We start from the raw sequence: 21,502 nt of genomic DNA, 5'->3' as shown, positions 1-21,502 counted from the left end.
CATGTACGCATAGGGTGGCCGCTGCGCTGGAGGGATTCACGCGCCTGCACGCATGGGCGCGCTAGGGTCGGTACGTCTGTGCTCGCCACCGCGGGCTGCGGGGCCAGCCGGTCCCCTGCAAGGCGCTCTCACTGGAGGAATCACCATGACAACGCAGAAAGAACGCGTCGGCGGCACCGACGCAGTGCCGATCTTCAAGATGCACGAAACCACGCGCGATGGCGAACTGATCAAGTACGTGGTGGGCGATACCGGCGTGGCCTTCGATAGCCTGGAAGGTGCGCAGGCCGCGGCCAAGGATCTGGGCACCCTCAACGGGTAAACCGGCCGGGCGGTATGGCCGCCCATCGCGCGCATGAACCGGTGCGGCCGGGTCAGGATGGCGCTGCCGATCTGGTAGTGCTGGTCCGGGCCCGGCCGTTCTCATAAGGCTGCCGGCGGGAGAGGAAGGGTGTGGTCCGGCATGCGTCAGCTCGCGCCGCGGGCTGGACGACGCTGCGGCGGCTGTCGCCGCAGTCAAGCCGGCGCGCCCGCGTAGTCTGGGGAGCGTGCCGCCGAGTTTGCTTGTGCGGTGTTGCGATCGCCCGCTGCTGACTGCTGGCCGGGAAATCCGAATGGCGTGGTGCCGCATGCGTCAACTCGCGTCGCGGGCTGGACGACGTTGCGGCGGCTGTCGCCGCAGTCACGCCGGCGCGCCAGCCGAGTCCGGGCGACATGCTGCAGCGTCGCATGTGCGGCGTTGCGAGCGTGCGTGCGTGGCGCGGATGCTGCGTCGTCGAACGTGCCCCGGATCAGTTGGCTATCCGTTGCACGCGCTTGCACTCAGGCGCTGCAGGAGGCAGGTCGAACGGGGCACCGTGCAACTGCTCGGCTATCGCGCAGCAGCGCTGGTACCTCGCGGGGTTTCAGGGAAGCGGTTGTTCGGTCAACCGTCCGGTGTGTGGGGTGTGGATCAGCGGCGCCAGATCGAACCCCTGCTCGCGCGCCTGCGCCAGATAGGCCTGGGCGATGTTCTCATCCAGCTGCGGCAGCCGCGCCAGCAGCCACAGGTACTTACGATCGGGGCTGCCCACCAGGGCGGCGGTGTACTCGGGATCGATCCGCATCACCCAGTAATCGCCCTTGGTGAAGGGAATCCAGCGCAATCCTTCGGGCAGGAACGTCACTTCCAGCCGGCCGTGCGTGTCGTCGATGGCGCGGGCCTCTCCCACGGCCTCTTCCAGCTCGCCCGCCGCAGTCAGGCAGCGGTTCTGCACGCGCACGCTGCCGTCGTCCTGCAGCGAATAGTGCGCCGACACGTCGGTGCAGTCTGCATCCTCGAAGCGGATCGGCAGCCGTGCAATCTCGTACCAGGTGCCCAGATAGCGGTTCAGATCCAGCGACGGAACGGTGGTCAGGTCGGGATGTCGGCTCATGACGGCCTCTGCGCAATGGAGTGGCCGACGTTGTACGCGGAGCGCCATGAAGTGGATGTTGCGATGTCCCGCCTTGCGCTCGATGCGGCGACCAAGCATCGCGCGGCGCTGCCCGCAGTCGCGTATCACTGCCCGCAGTCGCACATCACTCAGGGCGTGCGGAAGCCGCTTGTGTTGCTCCAATCGCCGCAGCACGGTTCCGGCATTTCCGGCCGCCCCGCTAGGCCGCGCTGGCAGGGGCAAGCGCGCGATCGAGCTTGCGATAGCCGATGGCTTCGGTCAGGTGGCGTGTGGCGATGACGGCACTGTCGTCCAGGTCGGCGATGGTGCGCGCCACGCGCAGGATGCGGTGCATCGAGCGTGCGGACAGTTGCAGGTGCTTGATCGCGCGCTCCAGCAGCAATTGGTCGTCGCCGTGCAGGCGGCAGTGGCGATCGGTGTCCGGCTGGTCGAGGCGTGCGTTGGGCAGCGGGCCGCGCGCAAGCTGGCGCTGCCGCGCGGCGACCACGCGTGCACGCACGCTGGCGCTGTCCTCGCCCGGGTTGCCACTGCGCAGCGCTTGCGGCGGCAGGCGCGGTACATCGACATGCAGGTCGATGCGGTCCAGCAGCGGCCCGGAGATGCGGCTGCGATACCGGCGGATGCTGTCGCTGCTGCAGCGACAGCGCCCGCTGCCATCGCCGGCCCAGCCGCACGGGCACGGGTTCATGGCGGCAACCAGCTGGAACCGTGCCGGGAAATCCACGCTGCGCGCCGCCCGCGAGATCGTGACCAGCCCCGATTCCAGCGGCTCGCGCAGGACCTCGAGCGTCTGTCGTTGCCACTCGGGCAGCTCGTCCAGAAACAACACGCCGTTATGGGCCAGCGAGATCTCGCCGGGGCGCGGATGCGTGCCACCACCGACCAGGGCGACCGCACTGGCGGTGTGATGGGGGGATCGGTAGGGCCGCTGCCGCCAGCGCGCCAGATCCAGCCCGCGCCCGCTGATGGAGCGGATGGCGGCGGTTTCCAGCGCCTCGGCATCGCTGGCGTCCGGCAGCAGGCCGGGCAGGCGCGAGGCGAGCAGCGTCTTGCCGCATCCGGGGCTGCCCATCAGCAGCAAGTGGTGGCCCCCCGCGGCGGCGATCTCCAGTGCGCGGCGTGCGTGCGGTTGGCCGCGCACATCGGCCATGTCGGGCAGGGCCGCTGTGCCCAGGGTGGCCACCGCCAGCGCGGCGGCTGGTGCCTGCTGGGTGCCGTTGAGCGCGGCGCATACCTCCAGCAGGGTACGTGCGGTAAAGGCCTGGACATGCCCGGCAATGGCGGCCTCGGCGCCATTGGCCAGCGGCACGATCAGCCGCCGCCCGGCCTGCGCGGCCGCCAGGGCCGCCGGTAACACGCCGTCGACGCCGCGCAACTCGCCGGTCAGCGCCAGCTCGCCTAGGAATTCGTACTCGGCCAGCGCCTGCCGGTCGATCTGCCCGCTGGCAGCCAGGATGCCAAGCGCAATCGGCAGATCGAAGCGACCGCCGTCCTTGGGCAGATCCGCTGGCGCCAGGTTGATGGTGATGCGCCGCGCCGGGAATTCAAACTGGGCACACAGCAGGGCCGCACGCACGCGTTCGCGCGATTCGCGCACCGCCGCCTCGGGCAGGCCCACGATCTGGGTGGAGGGGAGACCCCCGGAGAGATGCACTTCCACCCGGACCTCGGGCGCTTGCACCCCTACGCGGGCACGGCTGTGCACCAGCGCCAGACTCATGGTGGGCGGCTCAGCTCAGGGACTGTCGGCGCTGGCAGCGGCGCTGGGCGGTGCGCCCGCTGCGCGCGCTTCCAGTGCGGCGACGGCCTGTTCGAGCGCGTCGAGTTTTTCGCGCGTGCGCAGCAGCACCGCGCGCTGCACGTCGAATTCTTCGCGGGTGACCAGGTCCAGCTTGCCCAGGCCGGCCTGCAGCGCGCCCTTGAAGGTGCTCTGCAGTTCTTCGCGCGATTGACGCAGGCCCGGTGGCACCAGGTCGCTGAGGCGGCGGGCGAGGTCGTCGAGCTGATTGAAATCGATCATGGTGTTCTCCGCAGGTCCGTAGGAAGCCTAGTGCAGGCCGGGACACGCGGGACATCGGCAAGGCAGTCGGCAGGCGGTAAGGATAGTCCCATTCGGCTGTGGTCCGCGGTGACGGCGCTGCCGCATTAGATGAGTGTTGCCTGCGTCCACGGTATGCTGCGCGGCCGTCATGCCCTGGGATCTGCACCGATGAAAATGATCATGGCCATCGTCAAACCGTTCAAGCTCGACGATGTGCGCGAAGCGCTCGCCGGCTGCGGGGTGGCAGGCATCACGGTGACCGAGGTCAAGGGCTTCGGCCGGCAGAAGGGTCACACCGAGCTGTATCGCGGCGCCGAATACGTGGTCGACTTCCTGCCCAAGGTGAAGATCGAAGTGGCGGTGACCGACGACCAGGCCGAGCGCGTGGTCGAAGCCATCGTGGCGGCGGCCGGTACCGGCAAGATCGGCGATGGCAAGGTGTTCGTCTACGACCTGGGCACGGTGGTGCGCATCCGCACCGGCGAGCTGGATAGCGACGCGCTGTAGGAGTGAGCGCACGCCGTAGGCCGAGCCTGCGGCGGCGTTGCCGGTCTCCGCGCGACCGTGATGCCTGGGTCGAAGGTGTCGGCATCAACGGGCCCGATCGACGACAAGCCGGCCCAGCCCGTGATGCCAAACGGTTCGCGCGACGCGGACTGCGGCTGCCTGACGGCTGCCTCCTTAAGCGACGTACCAGCCAGCGGCGCCCCTACCGGTACCGACAAGTATCCGTTGACCGCGAGTCGGCTGTTGCTCTGAGCCGCGTAGCCATCTCGCCTCATACCATTTCAATACCGCAGCCTGCAGGCTGCGCGGCGCCGGTCCTGTATTGCGGGAATGCCTCGCGACAGCAGATTTCGTTACGCGCAAAACGGACTCGACCTATGGCAAGGCGCTGCTCTTGTCCCCGCGTAGCGACTTGCCTACTCTAGGCGTTAATACCATTCCAATACCGGAGTTCGGACATGAAGCGACGCAGTGGCAAGTCGGGCTTGCGCCTGCTCCCGATGGTGGTGGCGCTGGGCCTGGCGACATCGGCGCTGGCCGAGCCGGTCACCCAGCCGGCGATCTTTCCGGCCCCGGTATCGATCACCCTGGATGGCGAGACGATCAGCCTGGGCCGGTCCGTGGTGCTAGTGGTCGCGCCTAGCGCGGACAAGGCCACAGTCGCGCTGGTGCGCAGCATCCTCACCACGGCCGGCGTCAGCAACATTGCCACTGCCACGCGCCTGCCCGCCACGCTGGACCGCCCGCACATCGTGCTCGGCACCGGCGATGCAGCAGTGGTGCACGACGCGCTGACGCGCAGCAAGGCCGTGCAGGACACGCACACCGAGGGCTACACGCTGGCCAGCGTTGCCCTCGATCGCGGCAGCCTGATCACCCTTGCCGGCCACGACGGCGATGGCCTGTTCCACGCCGCGCAGACGCTGCGCCAACTGCTCGCGCGGCCGGCCATCCCGACGCTGACGATCCAGGATTACCCGGCCATGCCGATCCGCGGCACGATCGAGGGCTTCTACGGCGCGCCGTGGTCGATGAGCGACCGCAGCAAGCACATCGACTTTCTTGCCCGTACCAAGGCCAACACCTACATCTACAGCCCCAAGGACGATCCGTACGCGCGCGACCGCTGGCGCGAGCCGTATCCGAAACCGACCTTGAAGGCGCTCGGCCAGCTGGCTGCCACCGCCAAGCGCAATCACGTCGATTTCGTCTACGCGATCTCACCGGGCCCGACCGTGTGCTTCTCAGATCCCGCCGACGCCAAGGCACTGCTGCGCAAGTTCGATGCGTTCCGCGCGCTGGGCGTGCGCAGCTTCTATGTGGCGCTGGACGACATCGAATACACCAAGTGGAACTGCGAACGCGACAAGGCCACCTTCGGCGAGTCCAGCGCGCAGGCGGCGGGCATCGCGCAATCGCACCTGCTCAATCTGGTGCAGGCCGATCTGGTTGCGCGGCACGATGCAGCGTCGGAATTGATCATGGTGCCGACCGAGTATTACGACGCCAAGGAGACCCCGTACAAGGAAGCGCTGCGCAAGCATCTGGACCCGAAGATCGTGGTGCAGTGGACCGGCACCGACGTGGTGCCGCCGGCCATTTCCATTCCCGATGCGCGCGCCGCCACCAAGGCGTTCGGCCGCAAGACGCTGCTGTGGGACAACTACCCGGTCAACGATTTCGAAACCTCGGCCGGGCGCCTGCTGATGGCGCCGTACGCGCGGCGCGAGGCCGGCCTGTCGGCCGAGTTGTCGGGCATCGTCTCCAACCCGATGAACCAGGAAGTGCCCAGCCGCGTGGCGGTGATGGGCTTGACCGCCTTCGCCTGGAACGACAAAGGCTACGACGCAGAACGTACCTGGCATGCGGCGGCGCGCGATCTGGCCGGCGGCGATGCGCGCGTCACCGCGGCATTGCTGACCTTCTTCGACACCCAGCACCTGGCGCCCACCTTCGGCAGCCAGCCGTGGCAGGAGCAGGCGCCACGGCTGAAGGCCGTGCTCGACCATGTGCGCGAAGCGATCGCGCTGGGCGGTGCGGCCGCGCGCACGCAGGCGATTGCCGAGTTGGCGCGTACGGCCGACGAGATGGCCGCCGCGCCGCAGATCATCCGCGACGGCGTGGCCGACAAGGGCTTTGCCGCGCAATCGCGTCCCTGGCTGGAGGCGATGGAAGGTTGGGGCCGCGCCCTGCAGCAGACCGCAGCCGGGCTGGATGCCGCCAATCGCGGCGCCACCGAGGCACCGGCGTTGTTTGAGGACGCGGCTGCGCTTGCCGCCAAAGCGGCAGCCATTCCATCGATTCCCGGCGCCACCCGCTTCGGGGGCCCGGTCAAGATCGCCGACGGCGTGCTCGACCGCTTTGTCACCGATGCACCGAGCTTGATCGCCTATCGCACGCCGGCAGTTGCCGCTTCGGCAGCAGCAAAGTGATGGGTTGGTGCGCAGGCACCGCGACGCGCCTGGGTGACTGTTCGCGTCGCGGTGCAGGCAAATGCGGGAGCGCCCTAGCCATCCGCGTCGCAGCACGTGGTATGCACAGAGCACTCGGGGATGTTCCGCGCTGCAGATCAAACCGATGCAATCGGCGCAGCGGATGACGTCACAATGTTGGCCAGCCGCTCAAAGCGGCTCCCGGTCAGCAGCGCCGGTTACGCAGTGCCTTTCAGACGCCGATACAGCCGCTTCCAGCCGCTGCGAACGGCATGCACCCAGCGCGGTTCGGCGCTGTGTGCGGCTTCGTCGGCCGTCGGTGCGATGCCGGCCAGGCGCTGGCGCATTTTCTGGAAGTTGGCCACGTCGCTGCGCTGCAGCTGACGCGCCAGCGTGCCGCGACGCAACCAGCGCGGGAATCGCCACGCCGAAGTGAAATCGATCAGCACCGGCACGCCCGCACTGACCACCACATTGGTGCCATGCAGATCGTTATGCGTGATGCCGAACGCATGCAGCCGGCGCAAGGCCTGCTGCAGTTGCTGGAAGACCTCCTGGCCCACCACCGCGCTGGCGCTGAGCGTGTCGCCGGGAATGAACTCCATGCCCAGCGCCAGGCCACCCAGCGTGCCGAGCAGGGCCGGCGCATGCCGCCAGCCCTTCAGCTGTTCCAGCATCCTGGCCTCGTGACGCACCATCAGCCGCGCGACCGGCGCCAGCAGCGTGCGGCGGTAGCGGCCGTAGTCCTTGACCACCGCCAGTTGCCCATCCACGTGGGTGCGGTAGACGTCGGGTTCCAGCAGGCGGGTGCCCTGCTTGAGCAACACGGGCGTGACAACGTGCAGGCTGGGCACGTCCAGCGGTTGGTAGTGCATGGCAGTTCTCCGGACCTTGGCGGCGCGGAGATGTCACGCGTTGCGCAGGTTCACGATGATCGCGAGGGATCGGTCTGCGCAATTTTAGAACTTGGGAGTATTGAAATTACAGTTGTTTAACAAATGAAATGTTCCGGAGGTGGAACGGCGTTGCTAATCAAGTGCTTGGCGGCCTCGACCCGAAAGATTGGCCGGCATCGCGTGGGGCCGCGCGTGCGCGGGCAGAAACTGGCGTCGGCGGTGCCCTCTGCCCGCTTCGATCAGCGCCTGACTTGCGATCGCTTCAACCAGGCGCAGGCTGTCACATCTTTTCTTGACAGCTGCTGAGACTCCAGACACTGTGCCGGCTGCGGTCAGGGGGCTGCATCACGCGTTAGTACGGGCACGTTCTCAGGGACGGCGCCTGGATCGGTGTCGCACGACATCCGGTGATGCCGGGAAAGCCCCGAATTCGACAGCAACTGCGCCACTTCCAGACGCCGTCAGGTGACCCCTGCGTGCGCAAGGATGCGGGAACGATGGAGTACGACTCATTGGGGGAAACGATGAAAAGGACCGCAACACTGCTGTTGGCCTGCACGGCCTTCGGCGTCACGGCACAGGCCTCGGCGCAATCGTTGTCGCGCGGCTGGGACAGCTACCGGCAACAGCAAAAGCAGCAGACCGGCGCCCAGGACGCGAGCGCGCCGGTAGCGCAGTCGTCGCGCACCTCGCAAGCCGGCATCGGCGGCGCGCCGGTTGCCGTCGGTGGAAGCGGCACTGGCACCGGCACAGGCGAATCCGGCGGTTTCAGCACGGTGACCGAGCAGGCGTCGGCAGTGGCGGCGCCAGTCGCGCCGGCCTACGTACCGCCGCCGCCGCGCGAAGAAGAGCAGCGCCTCAAGAGCGGCCTGTTCCTTGGCGTGCAGAGTGGCAAAGCCAAGGTGTTTGAAAACGGCAAGCAGGATATGCAGGGCTTTAACGTTGGCTACCGCTGGCGCGCAGGTCCGGTCACATTGATCGGCATCGAAGCCGCAACCGGGAAAGTGGATGGTTCCAAGGATGCGGATGGCTTTGTCGTCATTCCCAATGTGGATTTTGGCAGCATCGGTGGAACGGCGCGCTTCAACTTTGGCGATGTTCCCCTTTTTGCGCTCGTGCGGCTGGGCTATTGGGGCGGCAAAGCGAAAGGTGAGGACTACAACGAGCGCGTCTATGGCGCCTACGTCGGCGCCGGTCTTGGCGTAGATATCGGCAAGCACGTCAGCTTGAGCGCGCTTTACACGAATTATGTCTACGCTGACGAGTATTACGATGACTACGAGGACCTCACGATCAATCGTGCCGAAGTGCTGAGCTTCGGAGCCGAAGTCCGCTTCTGATGCGGGGCGACGGTCACGAAGGGCGGGCGGCAACGTCCGCCCTTTTTCGTGAGCTAGCGTTGCATCAGCTGCGCAGTCGAACGCAGCGCAGGTGACGCCGTGCCGCCGGAGCTCATCGGCATTGCATAGCCATCCATGCAGGTTGTTGTAGTGTCGTGGTCAACGCAGTGATTCAGCCGTTGGCGAGGGCCTATGGACGCAGTGGCGCAGTTTTTGACAGACGAGCAGGATCCGGTGGCAGTCGGCAAGATCCTGCCCAAGGTCAGTGAGTTGCTGACCCGCGACGAGCAGGTCGAGTACATCGCCGTGCAGAAGAAGATGGTGATGAACCTGTCGCCGGATGCGGTGGTGCTGACCAACCGCAGGTTCATCGTGGTCTACCCCACGTTGTTCGGCATGACATTCCGCGACTTCCCCTGGCGCGAGGTGCTCGATGTGCACATGAGCGAACAGATGCTCGGGGCGACCATCATGTGCCGCACTACCCAGGGCACCTCCGCCTCCATCGACAGCCTGCCCAAGAAGCAGGCGCGGCGCGTGTATGCCTATGCGCAGCAGGTGGAAGAATCGGCCTACGAAAAGCGCCAGCAGCTGGAGATCGACAAGTTGCGTGCGGCGGCCGGTGGCGTGGTGGTGCATGCGCCGGGTGCGCAAGGGGCGGCAGTGCCATCTCAGGCCGATGCCGTTCCCGCCACAGACGATCCGGTGCAGGTGTTGAGCAAGCTCAAGCAATTGCTGGATGCGGGGCTGGTCACGCAGGACGAATTCGACGCCAAGAAGACGGAAGTCCTGGCCCGGTTATAGGCTGCGCGGTCCCATACATTGGTCGGCATGGCATGGGCAGCGGCATCGACGGCAGCGTGACGCTGCAATGGCGCGCAAGACCGATGCATCCCGCGCACGGCTGCACTGTCGATCGATCGCCGTTCGAGGGAACGTGAGCGGCGCATCGCCGCACCATCGGCATCGGTGCGCCAGCACATTAGGCGCAACGCATTGGCAGATCAGCCCGCGCGCTGCGGGCGTGCAGGCAGTCGCGTCAACGGGCGGCTGCCGATAGCCCGGGGCGTCACTGCCAGACTGTTGCGGCCGGTGTCGTCAATCGGCCGCAACCATGTCAAGCATCGCGCCTGCGCGCGCCGTCCGCGCCCGCAGGCGAAGGGTTGCTCGCCGCGCTTACTCGCCCAGTGCCTTGGCCACGAAGGGCGGGGCGACCAGCACGCCGGTGTGCAGGTGGGCGGTGTAGTACAGCGTGTCGAAGCCCTTGGCCTGCGCGGCGTCCTGACGGAACGCGAAATCGGCCTTGGCCTGCTTGCTGGCCATGGTCACGCTCCACCAGCCGGTGGGGTAGCACGGCTGCGGGAACGGCAGGGTCTTGAACGACTGGAAGCCGGCCTTGCCCATTTCGGTGCGCATCTCGTTGATCAGGTCCAGCAGCGCCAGCGGCGATTCGGACTGCTGCACCAGGATGCCGTCGTCCTTCAACGCCTTGAAGCAGCTCTCGTAGAACGCCTTGTTGAACAGGCCCTCGGCCGGGCCCACCGGATCGGTGGAATCGACGATCACGATATCCACGCTGCCGGCCGGGCAATTGGCCATGTAGGCCACGCCATCGTCGAACAGCAGCTCGGCGCGCGCATCGTGGTTGGAATCGCACAGCTCGGGAAAATACTTCTCCGACATGCGGGTGACCTGCTCGTCGATATCGCACTGGGTGGCGCTTTCCACGCCGGGGTGCTTGAGCACCTCGCGCAGGGTGCCGCAGTCGCCGCCGCCGATGATCACCACGCGCTTGGGCGCGGGGTGGGTGAACAGCGCCGGGTGGCTGATCATCTCGTGATAGAAGAAGTTGTCGCGGCTGGTCAGCATCACCGCCCCGTCGATGAGCATCAGCTTGCCCCAATCGGTGGTCTGGTAGATCTCGATCTTCTGGAACGGGGACTGCACCTCGTCCAGCTTGCCGCTGATGCGGAAGCCGATCGCCGACCCGGTGGGCTGGAAGTGTTCGATGTACCAGTTGTCGTTGGCGCTCATGCAAAAATCCTGAAAAGAAGGGGAGCTGTCCCTTCTCCCACCGGGAGAAGGTGGCGCAAAGCGCCGGATGAGGGTCGGGCGCAGCCTCGTGCAGTCAACCTGCGCAGCGGCTGAACCTGCATTCCACCCCGCTCCAGCAGGAGAGGGGCGTGAAGTCGGCGCGGATTGTAACGGACCCTGCGCATGCCAGGCGTTACACTTCACGCCCTTTTTTATTCCAGCCGAGACAGCGAAATGAGCGATTGGTCCCTCGACCAAGCCCGCAAGACCTACTCGATCCCGCATTGGGCCGATGGGTATTTCGATGTGAACGCCGCCGGCCACGTGGTGGTCAGCCCGACCGCCGACGGCCCGTCGGTGTCGCTGCCCGAAGTGGTGGACGCCGCGCGTGCGGCCGGCGCCAAGCTGCCGCTGCTGGTGCGCTTTCCGGACATCCTGGGCCAGCGCCTGGGCAAGCTGCAGGCAGCGTTTGCGCAGGCGCAGTCGGAGTGGGATTACGCCGGCGGTTACACCGCCGTGTACCCGATCAAGGTCAACCAGCACCGCGGCGTGGCCGGTACCCTGGCCGGCCACCACGGCGACGGTTTCGGGCTGGAAGCAGGCAGCAAGCCGGAGCTGATGGCGGTGCTGGCGCTGTCGCGCCCGGGCGGGCTGATCGTGTGCAACGGCTACAAGGACCGCGAATACATCCGCCTGGCGCTGATCGGGCGCAAGCTCGGCCTGCAGACCTTCATCGTCATCGAAAAGCCTTCCGAGCTGAAGCTGGTGCTGGAAGAAGCACGCGCGCTGGACGTCAAGCCGGGCCTGGGCGTGCGCATGCGCCTGGCCTCGCTGGGCGCGGGCAAGTGGCAGAACAGCGGTGGCGACAAGGCCAAGTTCGGGCTGTCGCCGCGGCAGGTGCTGGACCTGTGGAAGACCTTGCGCGACACCGAGTACGCCGACAGCCTGAATCTGCTGCATTTCCACATGGGCTCGCAGATCTCCAACGTGCGCGACATCGCCAACGGCATGCGCGAGGCCACCCGCTATTTCGTGGAGCTTTCGCGGCTGGGCGCCAAGATCAGCCATGTCGACGTCGGTGGCGGCCTGGGCATCGATTACGAAGGCACCCGCTCGCGCAGCTATTGCTCGATCAATTACGGCCTGCACTCGTACGCCAGCAACATCGTGCAGCCGCTGGCCAGCGCCTGCGAAGAGCACGGCCTGACCCCGCCGCGCATCGTCACCGAATGCGGGCGCGCGATGACTGCGCACCATGCGGTGCTGATCGCCAATGTCTCCGAAGTGGAGCAGGCACCGGAAGGCCGCGTGCCCGACGCGCACGACGATGAACCGGCGGCCATCCGCCACCTGCGCGAGATCCACGACGAACTGGATGTGCGCCCGGCGGTGGAACTGTTCCAGGAGGCGCAGCATTTCCATGCCGAAGGCTTGAGTGCCTACGCCCTGGGCCAGATCGACCTGACCCATCGTGCGCGTATCGATGACCTGTTCTATGCCATCGCGCACGGCGTGCGTGCGCGGTTGAGTTTCGACGAAAAGAGCCACCGCCCGGTGCTGGACGAGCTCAACGAGCGGCTGGTGGACAAGTACTTCGTCAACTTCAGCGTGTTCGAGTCGATTCCGGATGTGTGGGCGATCGACCAGGTGTTTCCGATCGTGCCGATCGAACGCCTGAACGAAGCGCCGCAGCGGCGCGGCATCATCGCCGACATGACCTGCGATTCCGATGGCATGGTCAAGACCTATGTCGAGAACGAGAGCCTGGACAGCTCGTTGCCGCTGCACACGTTGAACCCGGGCGAGAGCTACCGCATCGGCTTCTTTCTGGTCGGTGCCTACCAGGAAATTCTCGGCGACATCCACAACCTGTTCGGCGATACCGACGCGGTGGAAGTGGCGGTGGATGGCGATGGCTATCGCATCGCGCAGCAGCGTCGCGGCGATACCACCGACGTGATGCTCGACTACGTGGGCTATCAGCTGGATACGCTGCGCGCGACCTACGCCGAGCGCATCGCCGCCGCGCAGCTGCCACCGGAGCGCGCAAAGGAACTGAGCGACGCGCTGGAAGCCGGGCTGACCGGCTACACCTATCTGTCCGACGAACCGTTGGGCTGATCGTGCACGCGCTGCGGCACTGCCGTGGCGCGCAGTAGGGCGCTGGAGCCGTGTCACGCCGCTCGCCTGGAATGGCAGCGGCAGCAGCTGCTGCGATGGCGCGACGATCGCGGTGCTGGTGTCGTACCCCCACCAGGTTGACCTGCACCTGCGTTGCGGCTGATGGATGGCGATGCGCGCATCACCGGCAGGGACCATCTGCGGTCGCATGGCATGCCCGGGCGGCGCTGCCCGATGCAAAGGCAACGACACGGCCGCCACATCCCGGCGCCATCACACCGGCCATGCGGCACAATCGACGTCCTTCGGTCATCGAGCGTGCGCATGCGCTATCCCGCCCTGGACCTGCTGCGTGCCATCGCCATCGTCTGGGTGATGCTGTTCCATTCGTTCGTGGTCGGCGGGCTGGGGCCGGACTGGGCGTGGCTGTCGCGCTATGGCTGGATGGGCGTGGACCTGTTCTTCGTGCTGAGCGGCTTTTTGATCGGCAGCCAGGTGCTGACGCCGCTGGCGCGCGGGCAGCGGCTGGACTTCACCGATTTCTACCTGCGTCGCGCCTTTCGCATCCTGCCGGCATTTCTGCTGGTGCTGATCGTCTACATCACATGGCCGGGGTTTCGCGAAGCGCCCGGGTTGGCGCCGTGGTGGATGTTTGCCACCTTCACCCTGAACCTGTTCGTCGATTACGGCCAGCAGGCTGCGTTTTCGCATGCCTGGTCGCTCTGCGTGGAGGAGCATTTCTATCTGGTGTTTCCGCTGCTGGCCATGGTGTTGCTGCGGCGCCCGTCGGCCGGGCGATTCATCGCGTTGTGCATGGCAGTGGTGGTGGCAGGCATCGCCTTGCGCACCAGCGTCTGGCTGCATAACACCGCGCTGGACCAGATCGGCGGTGGCCAGCAGCGCAACTGGTTCGTCGAAGATATCTACTACCCCACCTGGAACCGCCTCGATGGCCTGCTGGCCGGTGTGATGCTCGCCGTGCTGAAGGTCTTCCGTCCGCAGACCTGGCAACGACTGCAGCAGTACGGCAGCGCGTGGTTGCTGGCGGGCGTGGCGGTGCTGGCGCTGGCGATGTGGTTGTTTCGCGAGCGCACCGGCCTGATCGGCAATGCCGTGGGCTGGCCGGTGCTTTCGCTGGGCTTGGCATTGCTCGTGCTGGCCGGCACTGCCACCGGCAGCGCCTTCGGCCGGCTGCGGGTGCCGGGCGCAGCGTGGCTGGCAGCCATCTCCTACAGCCTGTATCTGACCCACAAGGCCATGTTCCACCTCACCCAGACCTGGTTCGGCAGTGCGCTCGAAGGCCGCGGTGCATTTGCATGTGCGGTCTATGCCGGCATTGCGGTGCTGGCCGGTGCCGCCCTGCACTATGCGGTGGAACGCCCATTTCTACGGCTGCGCAACCTTGCCACCGTCGCGGTGCCGGGGAGCGGCGCCTTGGGGACTGACCCACCAGAACAGACGCCAACGCCTTCATTCGTTGGACTGTCGATCGTTGGACGGTGCGGGCATCGCCGCATCGCGCTGGGGTGCCGGCGCTGCCGCCGTATCGACCGCGGCGTGCCGTAGGTGCGCGCTCCATGTGCGCAGCACCGGCGTCAGGCCGATGTAGCGCCGGCCCTCCCATCCGCTGGCCAGTACGTTGCCGGCCCGGTCCAGCAGGACCAGATTCGGTGGCGCTGCGCCGGCCAGCCGCCGTAGCGCTGGAAGCGTGTCGATGCGGCGGTAGTCGATCGCCGGCCATGGCATCTGTTGCTGGCGCATGTAACGGCGCATCTGCGCTTGCGATTGATCCTGGCTGACATACACCACCTCGGTATCGGCGCCGGTCTGGCGCAGTGCCGCGCGGATGCGGATCAGATCGGGGACGAACGCGTGGCAGGGTCCGCACCAGTCGGCACCGAAGTACAACGCGATCACTTCCGGCTCGTGGGTCCAGCGAAACGGCCGCATGCGGTCGGCATCAGCCACCACCAGCGTCTCGGCAATTTCCCGCCGCAGTTGGGGGCCCTGTTGCGCCGCCGCCGGCAGTGCGCAGGCAACCAGTACCGCGCACAGTGTCAGCCTGTGCAGCACGCCTGGATGGGTCTGCTCAAAACGCATGGCGCAGGTTGAGATACCACGAGCGCGCAAAGCGCGGCCCGTAGACATAGTCGCTGTCGCGGCCGGCGCCCACTTCCAGGTCGCGTTGGCGTCGATCGAACAGGTTCTTGACGCCGAAGGACATGCTGGTCTGCTGGCTGCCGGTCTGGCCCAGGTGCAGGTGCCACAATGCTCCCAGATCGGTATTCCAGAAATCCGGGGTATGCCGCAGGACGCCGAGCCGGTTGTTCAGCGCGTCCATGCCACCGGTGTAGCGGGTGGCCACAAAGGCCTGAAAGGTCTCCGCCGGTTGCCAGGTGAGCTGGGCCAGCCCACTCCAGTCGGGCGTCTTGAGGTAGCGCGTGCTGGCAATGCGGGTGGTGCCGCCATCGGCGGTATCGTCGTAGATCAGCTGGGCCTGGTCGTAACGCGAGCGATACCACGCCATGCCAGCGCTCAGCCGCCATTGCGGCACCGGTTGCCAGGCCAGGTTGCTTTCCAGTCCCGCCACCTTCGAGCCGGACGCATTGTCACGAAGCTGGAAGAGGTTGCCGTCGGCATCGCTGCGGATCTGCCCGAGCACGAAGGTGTCGCGCAGCCGGGTGAACGAGGCGGTGGCATCCCAGCTCCAGCGTGGCTGTGCCGGGTCGCTGCGCCAGTCCAACCCAAGCATTGCGGTCGTCGCGCGCTCCTCGCGCAATCCCTCGGCATTGCGCACCCTTACCGGTGCGGCGCCGAGCGTATCCACGTGCACGTCTTCGAGGAAGATCTCCGGCGCGCGGAAGCCGGTCGACACACCCACGCGCCACTTCAGGTTAGCGGTGGCCTGCCAGGCCAGTGCCAGGCGCGGCGAAAACACGCTGTTGTCCAGTTCCGAACTCTTGTCCAGGCGCGCCCCCAGGACCAGATCCACCTGCTCGGCCACCGCCCACTCGTCCTGGACAAAGCCGCCCAGGTTGCGGAAGCGCGCATCGGCGAGCGTGCGCAGGCGCCGGCCGGTCGCATCCAGATTGAAATCGCGCAGGGTCTCGCGCTTGTACTGGAGGCCGAAGGCCACTGCGTGCGCGCCCAGCCGCCAGTTGAACTGGCTATCCACAAACTGCAACGGATTTTCGGTGTAGCCGTATTGCTCGTAGGACCGCGCTGCCGCGCTGCCGGGAACCGACGGGGAGAGTTGGCGCGGGTCGTAGGCGGGATCGCGTGGATCGGTGACCACCTCGCCCAGGCCACCGTAGAAGCTGTCGCGATCGATATCGGCGAAGGCATAGCCGATGCGGAAATCGGCGTCGTCACTGAGCGCCTGTTCCCAGCTTAGCCCACCGCGCTGGTAGCGGGTCTGCAACGACTCGGCGATATTGGCCAGGTATTCGGGTACACCGAGGCGGTTGCCGCCGCGTCGCGATTCGTCGGTGTACTGATAATCGACGCGCAGGCGAGTCTGGGCGGTGGGTGTGTACCAGAGCTGGACGCCGCCCAGGCGCAGGTCCTTGCGGGTGATTTCGGTGTAGCCGTCGTGGTTGTAGTCGATACCGTCGTCGTCGGAGCGTTGCGCCACCACCGCCACGCCGAAGCGGTCGTCTGCAGTGACAAGATTCAGTCGGCCATCCAGGTTCCATTGCGGTTTGCCCTTGAGCACGTCCACGCCGGCCTGCACGTAGCCACCGTTGCGCACCGGTCGCTCGGAGATCAGGTTGACCACACCGGCCACGGCGCCGGGCCCGTACAACGCCGAACCGCCGCCTTTAACCACTTCGATGCGATCGATGAAGGCGCTGGGGATCTGCTCCAGACCGTACACGCTCCCGAGCGTGGACAGCAGCGGCGTGCCGTCGAACAGCAGCTGGTTATAGGCACCAGGCAAGCCCAGCAGTTGCACCTCGGAGGTATTGCAGTTCTGGCAGTTGCTCTCCACCCGCAGCCCGTTGATCAGTTCGGCCGCCTGCGAGAAATCGGTCGCCGCACGCAGTGCGATGTCTTGCTGGCGCAGCACCTCGGTGCGCACCGGCACGTCGGCCAGCAAGCGTTCGGTACGCGTCGCGGTGCTCACCTTGACCTGGATACGGGCCAGCGCCACTGCGGGTTGCGGCGCGGTGGCGGCATTGGTCTGCTCACCCTCGGTGGACGCAACCGCCTCGCAGGGCAGGGTGGCGGCAGACAGCAGCAACGGCAGCGCCGAAGCAAAGCGACTGGACCATGACGTGATCGAACGCATCAAGCAAAACCTATGCAAAGTATTTATGTTACTTTATAACAAATAAGCCGGGACGCCATCGTTCTTACATGCATCCAGCTCATGTGCCGCAATTTAGCAAGTGCTATGTAAAGAAGCGATGGCTAATGCGCATGGGCCAAGCATGGCTGGCAGATCGGTCTGCGTTACGGCAGCTGGGTGAGGCAGGCGCATCGCACGTGCAATCAGAAACGACAACGCCTGCCCTCGCTGCCGAGGACAGGCGTACGCATGAGGGTTGCCGCAGGTCTGTCAGGTTGCCGCGTCGCGCGCCACCTGAAATCCGGCGAACGATTGCGTCACCGGCATGATTTCCAGCCGGTTGATGTTCAAGTGGGCCGGCAGGCTGGCGACATAGAAGATCTGCTCGGCGATGTCGTCGGCGGTCATCGGGGTGGCACCGCGATACAGCGTGTCCGAGGCGGCCTGGTTGCCGCCGGTGCGCACCAGGGTGAATTCGGTTTCGGCCATGCCGGGTTCGATCGAGGTCACGCGCACGCCGGTGCCGTGCAGGTCCGCGCGCAGCCCCAGCGAGAACTGCTGCACGAAGGCCTTGGTGCCGCCATAGACGTTGCCGCCGGTGTACGGGTAGGTGGCCGCCACCGAGGCGATGTTGATGATGGCGCCGCGGCGCGCGATCAGCGCCGGCAGCAGGCGATGGGTGAGCGTGACCAGCGCGGTGACATTGGTGTCGATCATCTGTTGCCACTGGGCCAGGTCGGCCTGCTGCGCTGGCGCGGTGCCCAGCGCCAGGCCGGCGTTGTTGACCAGCACATCGATGTCGGCGAACGCCGGCGGCAGCGCGTCGATGGCAGCCGACAGGGCCTGCGCATCGCGCATGTCGAACGCGGCGGTGTGGACCTGGCCGGCCGGCAGCTCGGCCGCCAGCGCCTGCAGGCGCTCGGCGCGTCGGCCGGTGGCGATGACCTTCCAGCCAGTGGTGGCGAAGCGGTGCACCGCGGCGCTGCCGAATCCGGAGGTGGCACCAGTGATCAGGACGGTCTTGGACATGCGGAACTCCAGGGGGACGGGGGATTCAGGACTCACTGCAAGGCAGTTTCAGAGCGCAGGGGGCGGACTTGCCATTGCGGCACGCCGCGCACGCAGCATTTCTTCGGTCAAACTCTCGCGCGAGACGACATGACCACGGCGCAGCCGCAGCACCACGTAGGCGCCCGCTGCGTGCGTGGCAGGCGTCGCGGTGGACGGCAGTGCGACGATCACTTCGCCATCCACCCACACGGCCGGCACTGGCGCTGGCTGGCCGGGGAACAGGACCTCCAACGGCAAGGTCGGTGGCGCATCGGCGCAGGCGCCCAGCACGACGCGATCGAGCACCAGCTGCTGCGCGTCCAGACGCCAGTCCGCGCGATAGCCGCGCCAGTTGGCGGTGCAGCTGCCCATCGCACTGCGTGCGTGCGCCACGAAGCGCGTCCAGGTGGCCGGGTCATCCAGGGGCCCGGACAACGGCTCGGCCAGCAACGTTGCCTGCTGGCCGTCGATCTGGATGCGGTCGCGGATCTGATCGGTGGCCTGCGCCGTGCCGGTCAGTGCCAGCGTTCCCAGCAACAGCCCGGCGCAGCGACGCAGCATGCGCGCTTACTGCGCCTTGATCGCAATGGCCGGCAGGCCGCTGCCGGTGAGTTTCTGCTTGGCCTCGGCCAGTTCGCCGGCGCTGCCGTACGGCCCCATGCGCACGCGATAGACGGTTTTCCCGCTGATTTCGGCCGATTCCACGCGTGCGGCCAGCCCCATCATCGCCAGCTTGGCCTTGGTGGATTCGGCATCGCCGGAAGCGCCGAACGAGCCGGCCTGCAGGATGTAACGGGTGTTGTCGGTCACCACCGCTGCAGCGGGCGAGGGCGCTGCAGCGGCAGGCGTTGTCGCAGGCTTCGGCGCCGTGGCCGCGGGCGTGGTGATGGCCGCAGTGCCGGCCGGCGCCGGCGTGGCTGCCGGCCGGGCCGGAGCGGTTTCCGGCAGCGGTTTGGGTGCGCTGGCGGCAGATTCGTTCAAGGGCACCGGCACGCTGGCGGCTGGCGTGGCAGCGGCCACGCTTGCGGCCGCACCGGGTGCTGGCGGCACCGGCTTGCCTTCCAGCGCTGCGCGCGCACGCGCGGCCTCTTCGGCGCGTGCGCTGGCGGCCAGCTCGGCATCGGACATCTGCACTTCCTTGCCGGGCAGCAAGGTATAGAAGTCGTACTGGGTCTGCGCATCGCCGGGCTTGGGCTGCGGCTTGGCAGGCGGCGTGCTGGGCTTGGGCAGTTCGGCCGGGGTATCGGTGTCGGCGTCGGCCACCGGTTCGGGCTGGGCGTCCGGGTTGGCCCGCGGGCCCACGCGCAGGAAGCCGTCGCCGTCCTTCTTGAACAGGTTGGGGGCGGCCAGGAAGATCACTGCCGCAATCGCGGCGCCCGCCACCAACCACACCCAACCGGGGGTACCATTGCTGGTGTTGCGTCGTGCCTGGCTCTTACCGCGTCGTGCTGCCATCTACCACTTCTCCGAATCATGTCGTTGCGGGCCGTGGAAGGCCCTGCGTGTAGCGCGCGCGATCCGCGTCGCCGTCAGGCGGTTGCGCCCGGCAGGTGACACGGCCCGCGCGCGCTGCGACCGCGCGGGCCGCGCACGCCCGGTCGATCGCCGCGCCTGCGTTTTCCCGCAGCGCTTACATCTTTTCCGGGGCGCTGACGCCGAGCAGTTCCAGGCCGTTGGCGAGCACCTGTTGCGTCGCGACCGCCAGGGTGAGCTTGGCGTCGCGCTCGGCGGCATCGTCCACCAGCACCTTGCTGTTGTGATACCACGTGTGGAAGGCATGCGCCAATTCACGCAGGTATTGCGCGATCTGGTACGGCTCCAGTGCCTGACCGGCGATTTCCACCACTTCCGGGTAACGCGACAGCTCCAGCATCACGGTGAGCGAGTGCTCATCGTCCAGCCGGGCGAGCTGGGCAAGACCATGGCCCTGCTCGTATTTGTAGCCCTTTTCCTGCGCCTGGCGCAGCACGCTGCACACGCGCGCATGCGCGTACTGAACGTAGAACACCGGGTTGTCGTTGCTCTGCGCGCGCGCCAGGTCGATGTCGAAGGTGAGCTGCGAATCGGGCTTGCGCGCAATCAGGAACCAGCGCACCGCATCGGCGCTGGTTTCTTCGATGAGGTCGCGCAGGGTGACGTAGCTGCCGGCACGCTTGGACAGCTTCACTTCCTCCCCGCCACGCATCACCGTGACCATCTGGTGCAGCACGTATTCCGGCCAGCCCTGCGGGATCCCCAGTTCCAGCGCCTGCAGGCCGGCGCGCACGCGCGTCAGCGAGCCGTGGTGGTCGGCGCCCAGTTCGGTGATCGCGCGCTCGTAGCCGCGCTGCCACTTGGTCAGGTGGTAGGCCACGTCCGGCACGAAGTAGGTATAGGTGCCGTCGGACTTGCGCATGACGCGGTCCTTGTCGTCGCCGAAGTCGGTGGACTTGAGCCACAAGGCACCGCCTTCCTCGTAGGTGTGCCCGGAGGCGATGAGCTTTTGCACCGCCTCTTCGACCTTGCCGTCCTTGTACAGCGAGCTCTCGAGAAAATAGATATCGAAGTCGACGCGGAAGGCGGCCAGGTCGTGGTTCTGCTCGTTACGCAGATAGGCCACGGCGAAGCGGCGGATCGATTCGAGGTCTGCCGGATCCTTGGTGCCGGTGACCAGGTGGCCTTCCAGGTCCACGGTGTCGCCGGCCAGGTAGGCGTTGGCCACGTCGGCGATGTAGTCGCCGCGGTAGCCGTTCTCCGGCCAGCCCGCGCTGTCGGGGGTCAGCCCCTGCGCGCGTGCCTGCACCGACAACGCCAGGTTTTCGATCTGCACGCCGGCATCGTTGTAGTAGAACTCGCGCTTGACGTTCCAGCCATTGGCGTCGAGCACGCGCGCCAGGCTGTCGCCGATTGCCGCAGCGCGGCCGTGGCCAACGTGCAGCGGGCCGGTCGGGTTGGCCGAGACGTATTCCACGCCCACCGAGCGACCATTGCCGGCCAGGCCGCGGCCGTAGTCGTGGCCCTGCTTGATCACATGCGCCACTTCGCGCTGGTAGGCGGTGGGGGCGAGATGGAAGTTGATGAAGCCGGGGCCGGCGATCTCGACCTTGGCCACGTCCTCGCTGGCCGGCAGTGCGGCCACCAGCGCCTGCGCCAGCGCGCGCGGATTGCTGCGCGCCGCCTTGGCCAGCAGCATCGCCGCATTGGTGGCGAAGTCGCCGTGTTCGCGTGTCTTGGGTCGCTCGACCACAAAATCCGGCGGCAGGGTGTCGGCAGGCAGGGTGCCGTTGGCGCGCAAGGCTTCGATGCCTTGGCCGATCAGTGCGCGGAGTAGGGCTTTCACGTGGGATCTGCTTGGAACCAAACCAGCGATTTTAC

17 protein-coding genes and 1 pseudogene are annotated in these 21,502 nt (G+C 66.7%); 7 read left to right on the top strand and 11 right to left on the bottom strand.

Going from position 1 to position 21,502, the window contains the following annotated elements; translation table 11 throughout:
- The first annotated feature begins 145 nt into the window (after positions 1–145).
- Positions 146–322 carry a hypothetical protein gene (locus RZV17_RS18440; RefSeq protein WP_068835690.1) on the top strand — a complete coding sequence of 59 codons (177 nt, stop codon included), beginning with the start codon at positions 146–148 and terminating at the stop codon, positions 320–322.
- Between the two features lie 583 nt (positions 323–905).
- Here the strand turns inward: RZV17_RS18440 and RZV17_RS18435 are convergent.
- The 3 genes from RZV17_RS18435 to RZV17_RS18425 all read right to left on the bottom strand — a co-directional run bounded on the left by RZV17_RS18435 (position 906) and on the right by RZV17_RS18425 (position 3,456).
- Positions 906–1,415 carry a lipocalin family protein gene (locus RZV17_RS18435; protein ID WP_039411161.1) on the bottom strand — a complete coding sequence of 170 codons (510 nt, stop codon included), beginning with the start codon at positions 1,413–1,415 and terminating at the stop codon, positions 906–908.
- A gap of 220 nt (positions 1,416–1,635) precedes the next feature.
- Complete coding sequence (locus RZV17_RS18430) at positions 1,636–3,156, bottom strand: YifB family Mg chelatase-like AAA ATPase (RefSeq protein ID WP_355605548.1); 1,521 nt, start codon at positions 3,154–3,156, stop codon at positions 1,636–1,638.
- 15 nt (positions 3,157–3,171) lie between these two features.
- The gene (locus RZV17_RS18425; protein ID WP_039411142.1) at positions 3,172–3,456 is read right to left on the bottom strand and encodes an accessory factor UbiK family protein; all 285 of its coding nucleotides are present in this window, start codon (positions 3,454–3,456) and stop codon (positions 3,172–3,174) included.
- 153 nt (positions 3,457–3,609) lie between these two features.
- On the opposite strand from RZV17_RS18425, the gene RZV17_RS18420 reads away from it, so the two are divergent.
- The gene (locus RZV17_RS18420) at positions 3,610–3,984 is read left to right on the top strand and encodes a P-II family nitrogen regulator (protein ID WP_199680230.1); all 375 of its coding nucleotides are present in this window, start codon (positions 3,610–3,612) and stop codon (positions 3,982–3,984) included.
- 458 nt (positions 3,985–4,442) lie between these two features.
- Positions 4,443–6,416 carry a beta-N-acetylglucosaminidase domain-containing protein gene (locus RZV17_RS18415; protein WP_355605545.1) on the top strand — a complete coding sequence of 658 codons (1,974 nt, stop codon included), beginning with the start codon at positions 4,443–4,445 and terminating at the stop codon, positions 6,414–6,416.
- 218 nt (positions 6,417–6,634) lie between these two features.
- Here RZV17_RS18415 and RZV17_RS18410 read toward each other — a convergent pair whose 3' ends face one another.
- Positions 6,635–7,291: an RIO1 family regulatory kinase/ATPase gene (locus tag RZV17_RS18410; protein ID WP_355605542.1), complete on the bottom strand. Its 657-nt coding sequence runs from the start codon at positions 7,289–7,291 to the stop codon at positions 6,635–6,637.
- Positions 7,292–7,836: 545 nt separating this feature from the next.
- On the opposite strand from RZV17_RS18410, the gene RZV17_RS18405 reads away from it, so the two are divergent.
- Complete coding sequence (locus tag RZV17_RS18405; RefSeq protein ID WP_166752640.1) at positions 7,837–8,652, top strand: outer membrane beta-barrel protein; 816 nt, start codon at positions 7,837–7,839, stop codon at positions 8,650–8,652.
- Positions 8,653–8,844: 192 nt separating this feature from the next.
- Positions 8,845–9,456, top strand: coding sequence for a PH domain-containing protein (locus RZV17_RS18400; RefSeq protein ID WP_355605539.1), 612 nt, complete (start codon positions 8,845–8,847; stop codon positions 9,454–9,456).
- 372 nt (positions 9,457–9,828) lie between these two features.
- Here the strand turns inward: RZV17_RS18400 and speE are convergent, their stop codons facing one another.
- A complete protein-coding gene (gene speE / locus RZV17_RS18395) occupies positions 9,829–10,686 on the bottom strand; it encodes a polyamine aminopropyltransferase (RefSeq protein ID WP_016849677.1) in 858 nt (285 codons plus the stop codon).
- Between the two features lie 234 nt (positions 10,687–10,920).
- Between speE and speA the strand changes: the two genes are divergently transcribed.
- Both speA and RZV17_RS18385 read left to right on the top strand, forming a co-directional pair.
- Positions 10,921–12,807 (top strand): arginine decarboxylase, encoded by a 1,887-nt coding sequence (gene speA, locus RZV17_RS18390; RefSeq protein ID WP_355605536.1) that lies wholly within the window; start codon positions 10,921–10,923, stop codon positions 12,805–12,807.
- Between the two features lie 324 nt (positions 12,808–13,131).
- Positions 13,132–14,211 (top strand): annotated as a pseudogene (locus RZV17_RS18385) (acyltransferase); the annotation flags it as partial.
- Positions 14,212–14,277: 66 nt separating this feature from the next.
- Here RZV17_RS18385 and RZV17_RS18380 read toward each other — a convergent pair.
- The 6 genes from RZV17_RS18380 to argS form a co-directional block, all read right to left on the bottom strand.
- Complete coding sequence (locus tag RZV17_RS18380) at positions 14,278–14,907, bottom strand: thioredoxin-like domain-containing protein (protein ID WP_355605533.1); 630 nt, start codon at positions 14,905–14,907, stop codon at positions 14,278–14,280.
- Complete coding sequence (locus RZV17_RS18375; RefSeq protein WP_355605529.1) at positions 14,897–17,098, bottom strand: TonB-dependent receptor; 2,202 nt, start codon at positions 17,096–17,098, stop codon at positions 14,897–14,899. Before RZV17_RS18375 ends, RZV17_RS18380 begins: the two co-directional genes overlap by 11 nt.
- A gap of 270 nt (positions 17,099–17,368) precedes the next feature.
- Positions 17,369–18,127: an SDR family NAD(P)-dependent oxidoreductase gene (locus RZV17_RS18370; protein WP_355605526.1), complete on the bottom strand. Its 759-nt coding sequence runs from the start codon at positions 18,125–18,127 to the stop codon at positions 17,369–17,371.
- Between the two features lie 48 nt (positions 18,128–18,175).
- The gene (locus RZV17_RS18365) at positions 18,176–18,709 is read right to left on the bottom strand and encodes a hypothetical protein (RefSeq protein ID WP_355605523.1); all 534 of its coding nucleotides are present in this window, start codon (positions 18,707–18,709) and stop codon (positions 18,176–18,178) included.
- A gap of 6 nt (positions 18,710–18,715) precedes the next feature.
- Positions 18,716–19,603: an SPOR domain-containing protein gene (locus tag RZV17_RS18360; RefSeq protein WP_355605521.1), complete on the bottom strand. Its 888-nt coding sequence runs from the start codon at positions 19,601–19,603 to the stop codon at positions 18,716–18,718.
- A gap of 175 nt (positions 19,604–19,778) precedes the next feature.
- Entirely contained in the window at positions 19,779–21,467 is a 1,689-nt protein-coding gene (gene argS, locus RZV17_RS18355) for an arginine--tRNA ligase (RefSeq protein WP_039411120.1), read from the bottom strand.
- Between the last annotated feature and the right edge of the window lie 35 nt (positions 21,468–21,502).

The organism is Xanthomonas cannabis (assembly GCF_040616535.1).
Taxonomy (GTDB): domain Bacteria; phylum Pseudomonadota; class Gammaproteobacteria; order Xanthomonadales; family Xanthomonadaceae; genus Xanthomonas; species Xanthomonas cannabis.
The sequence above is the reverse complement of the archived record's forward strand: the minus strand, read 5'-3'. Positions and strand labels throughout refer to the sequence as shown.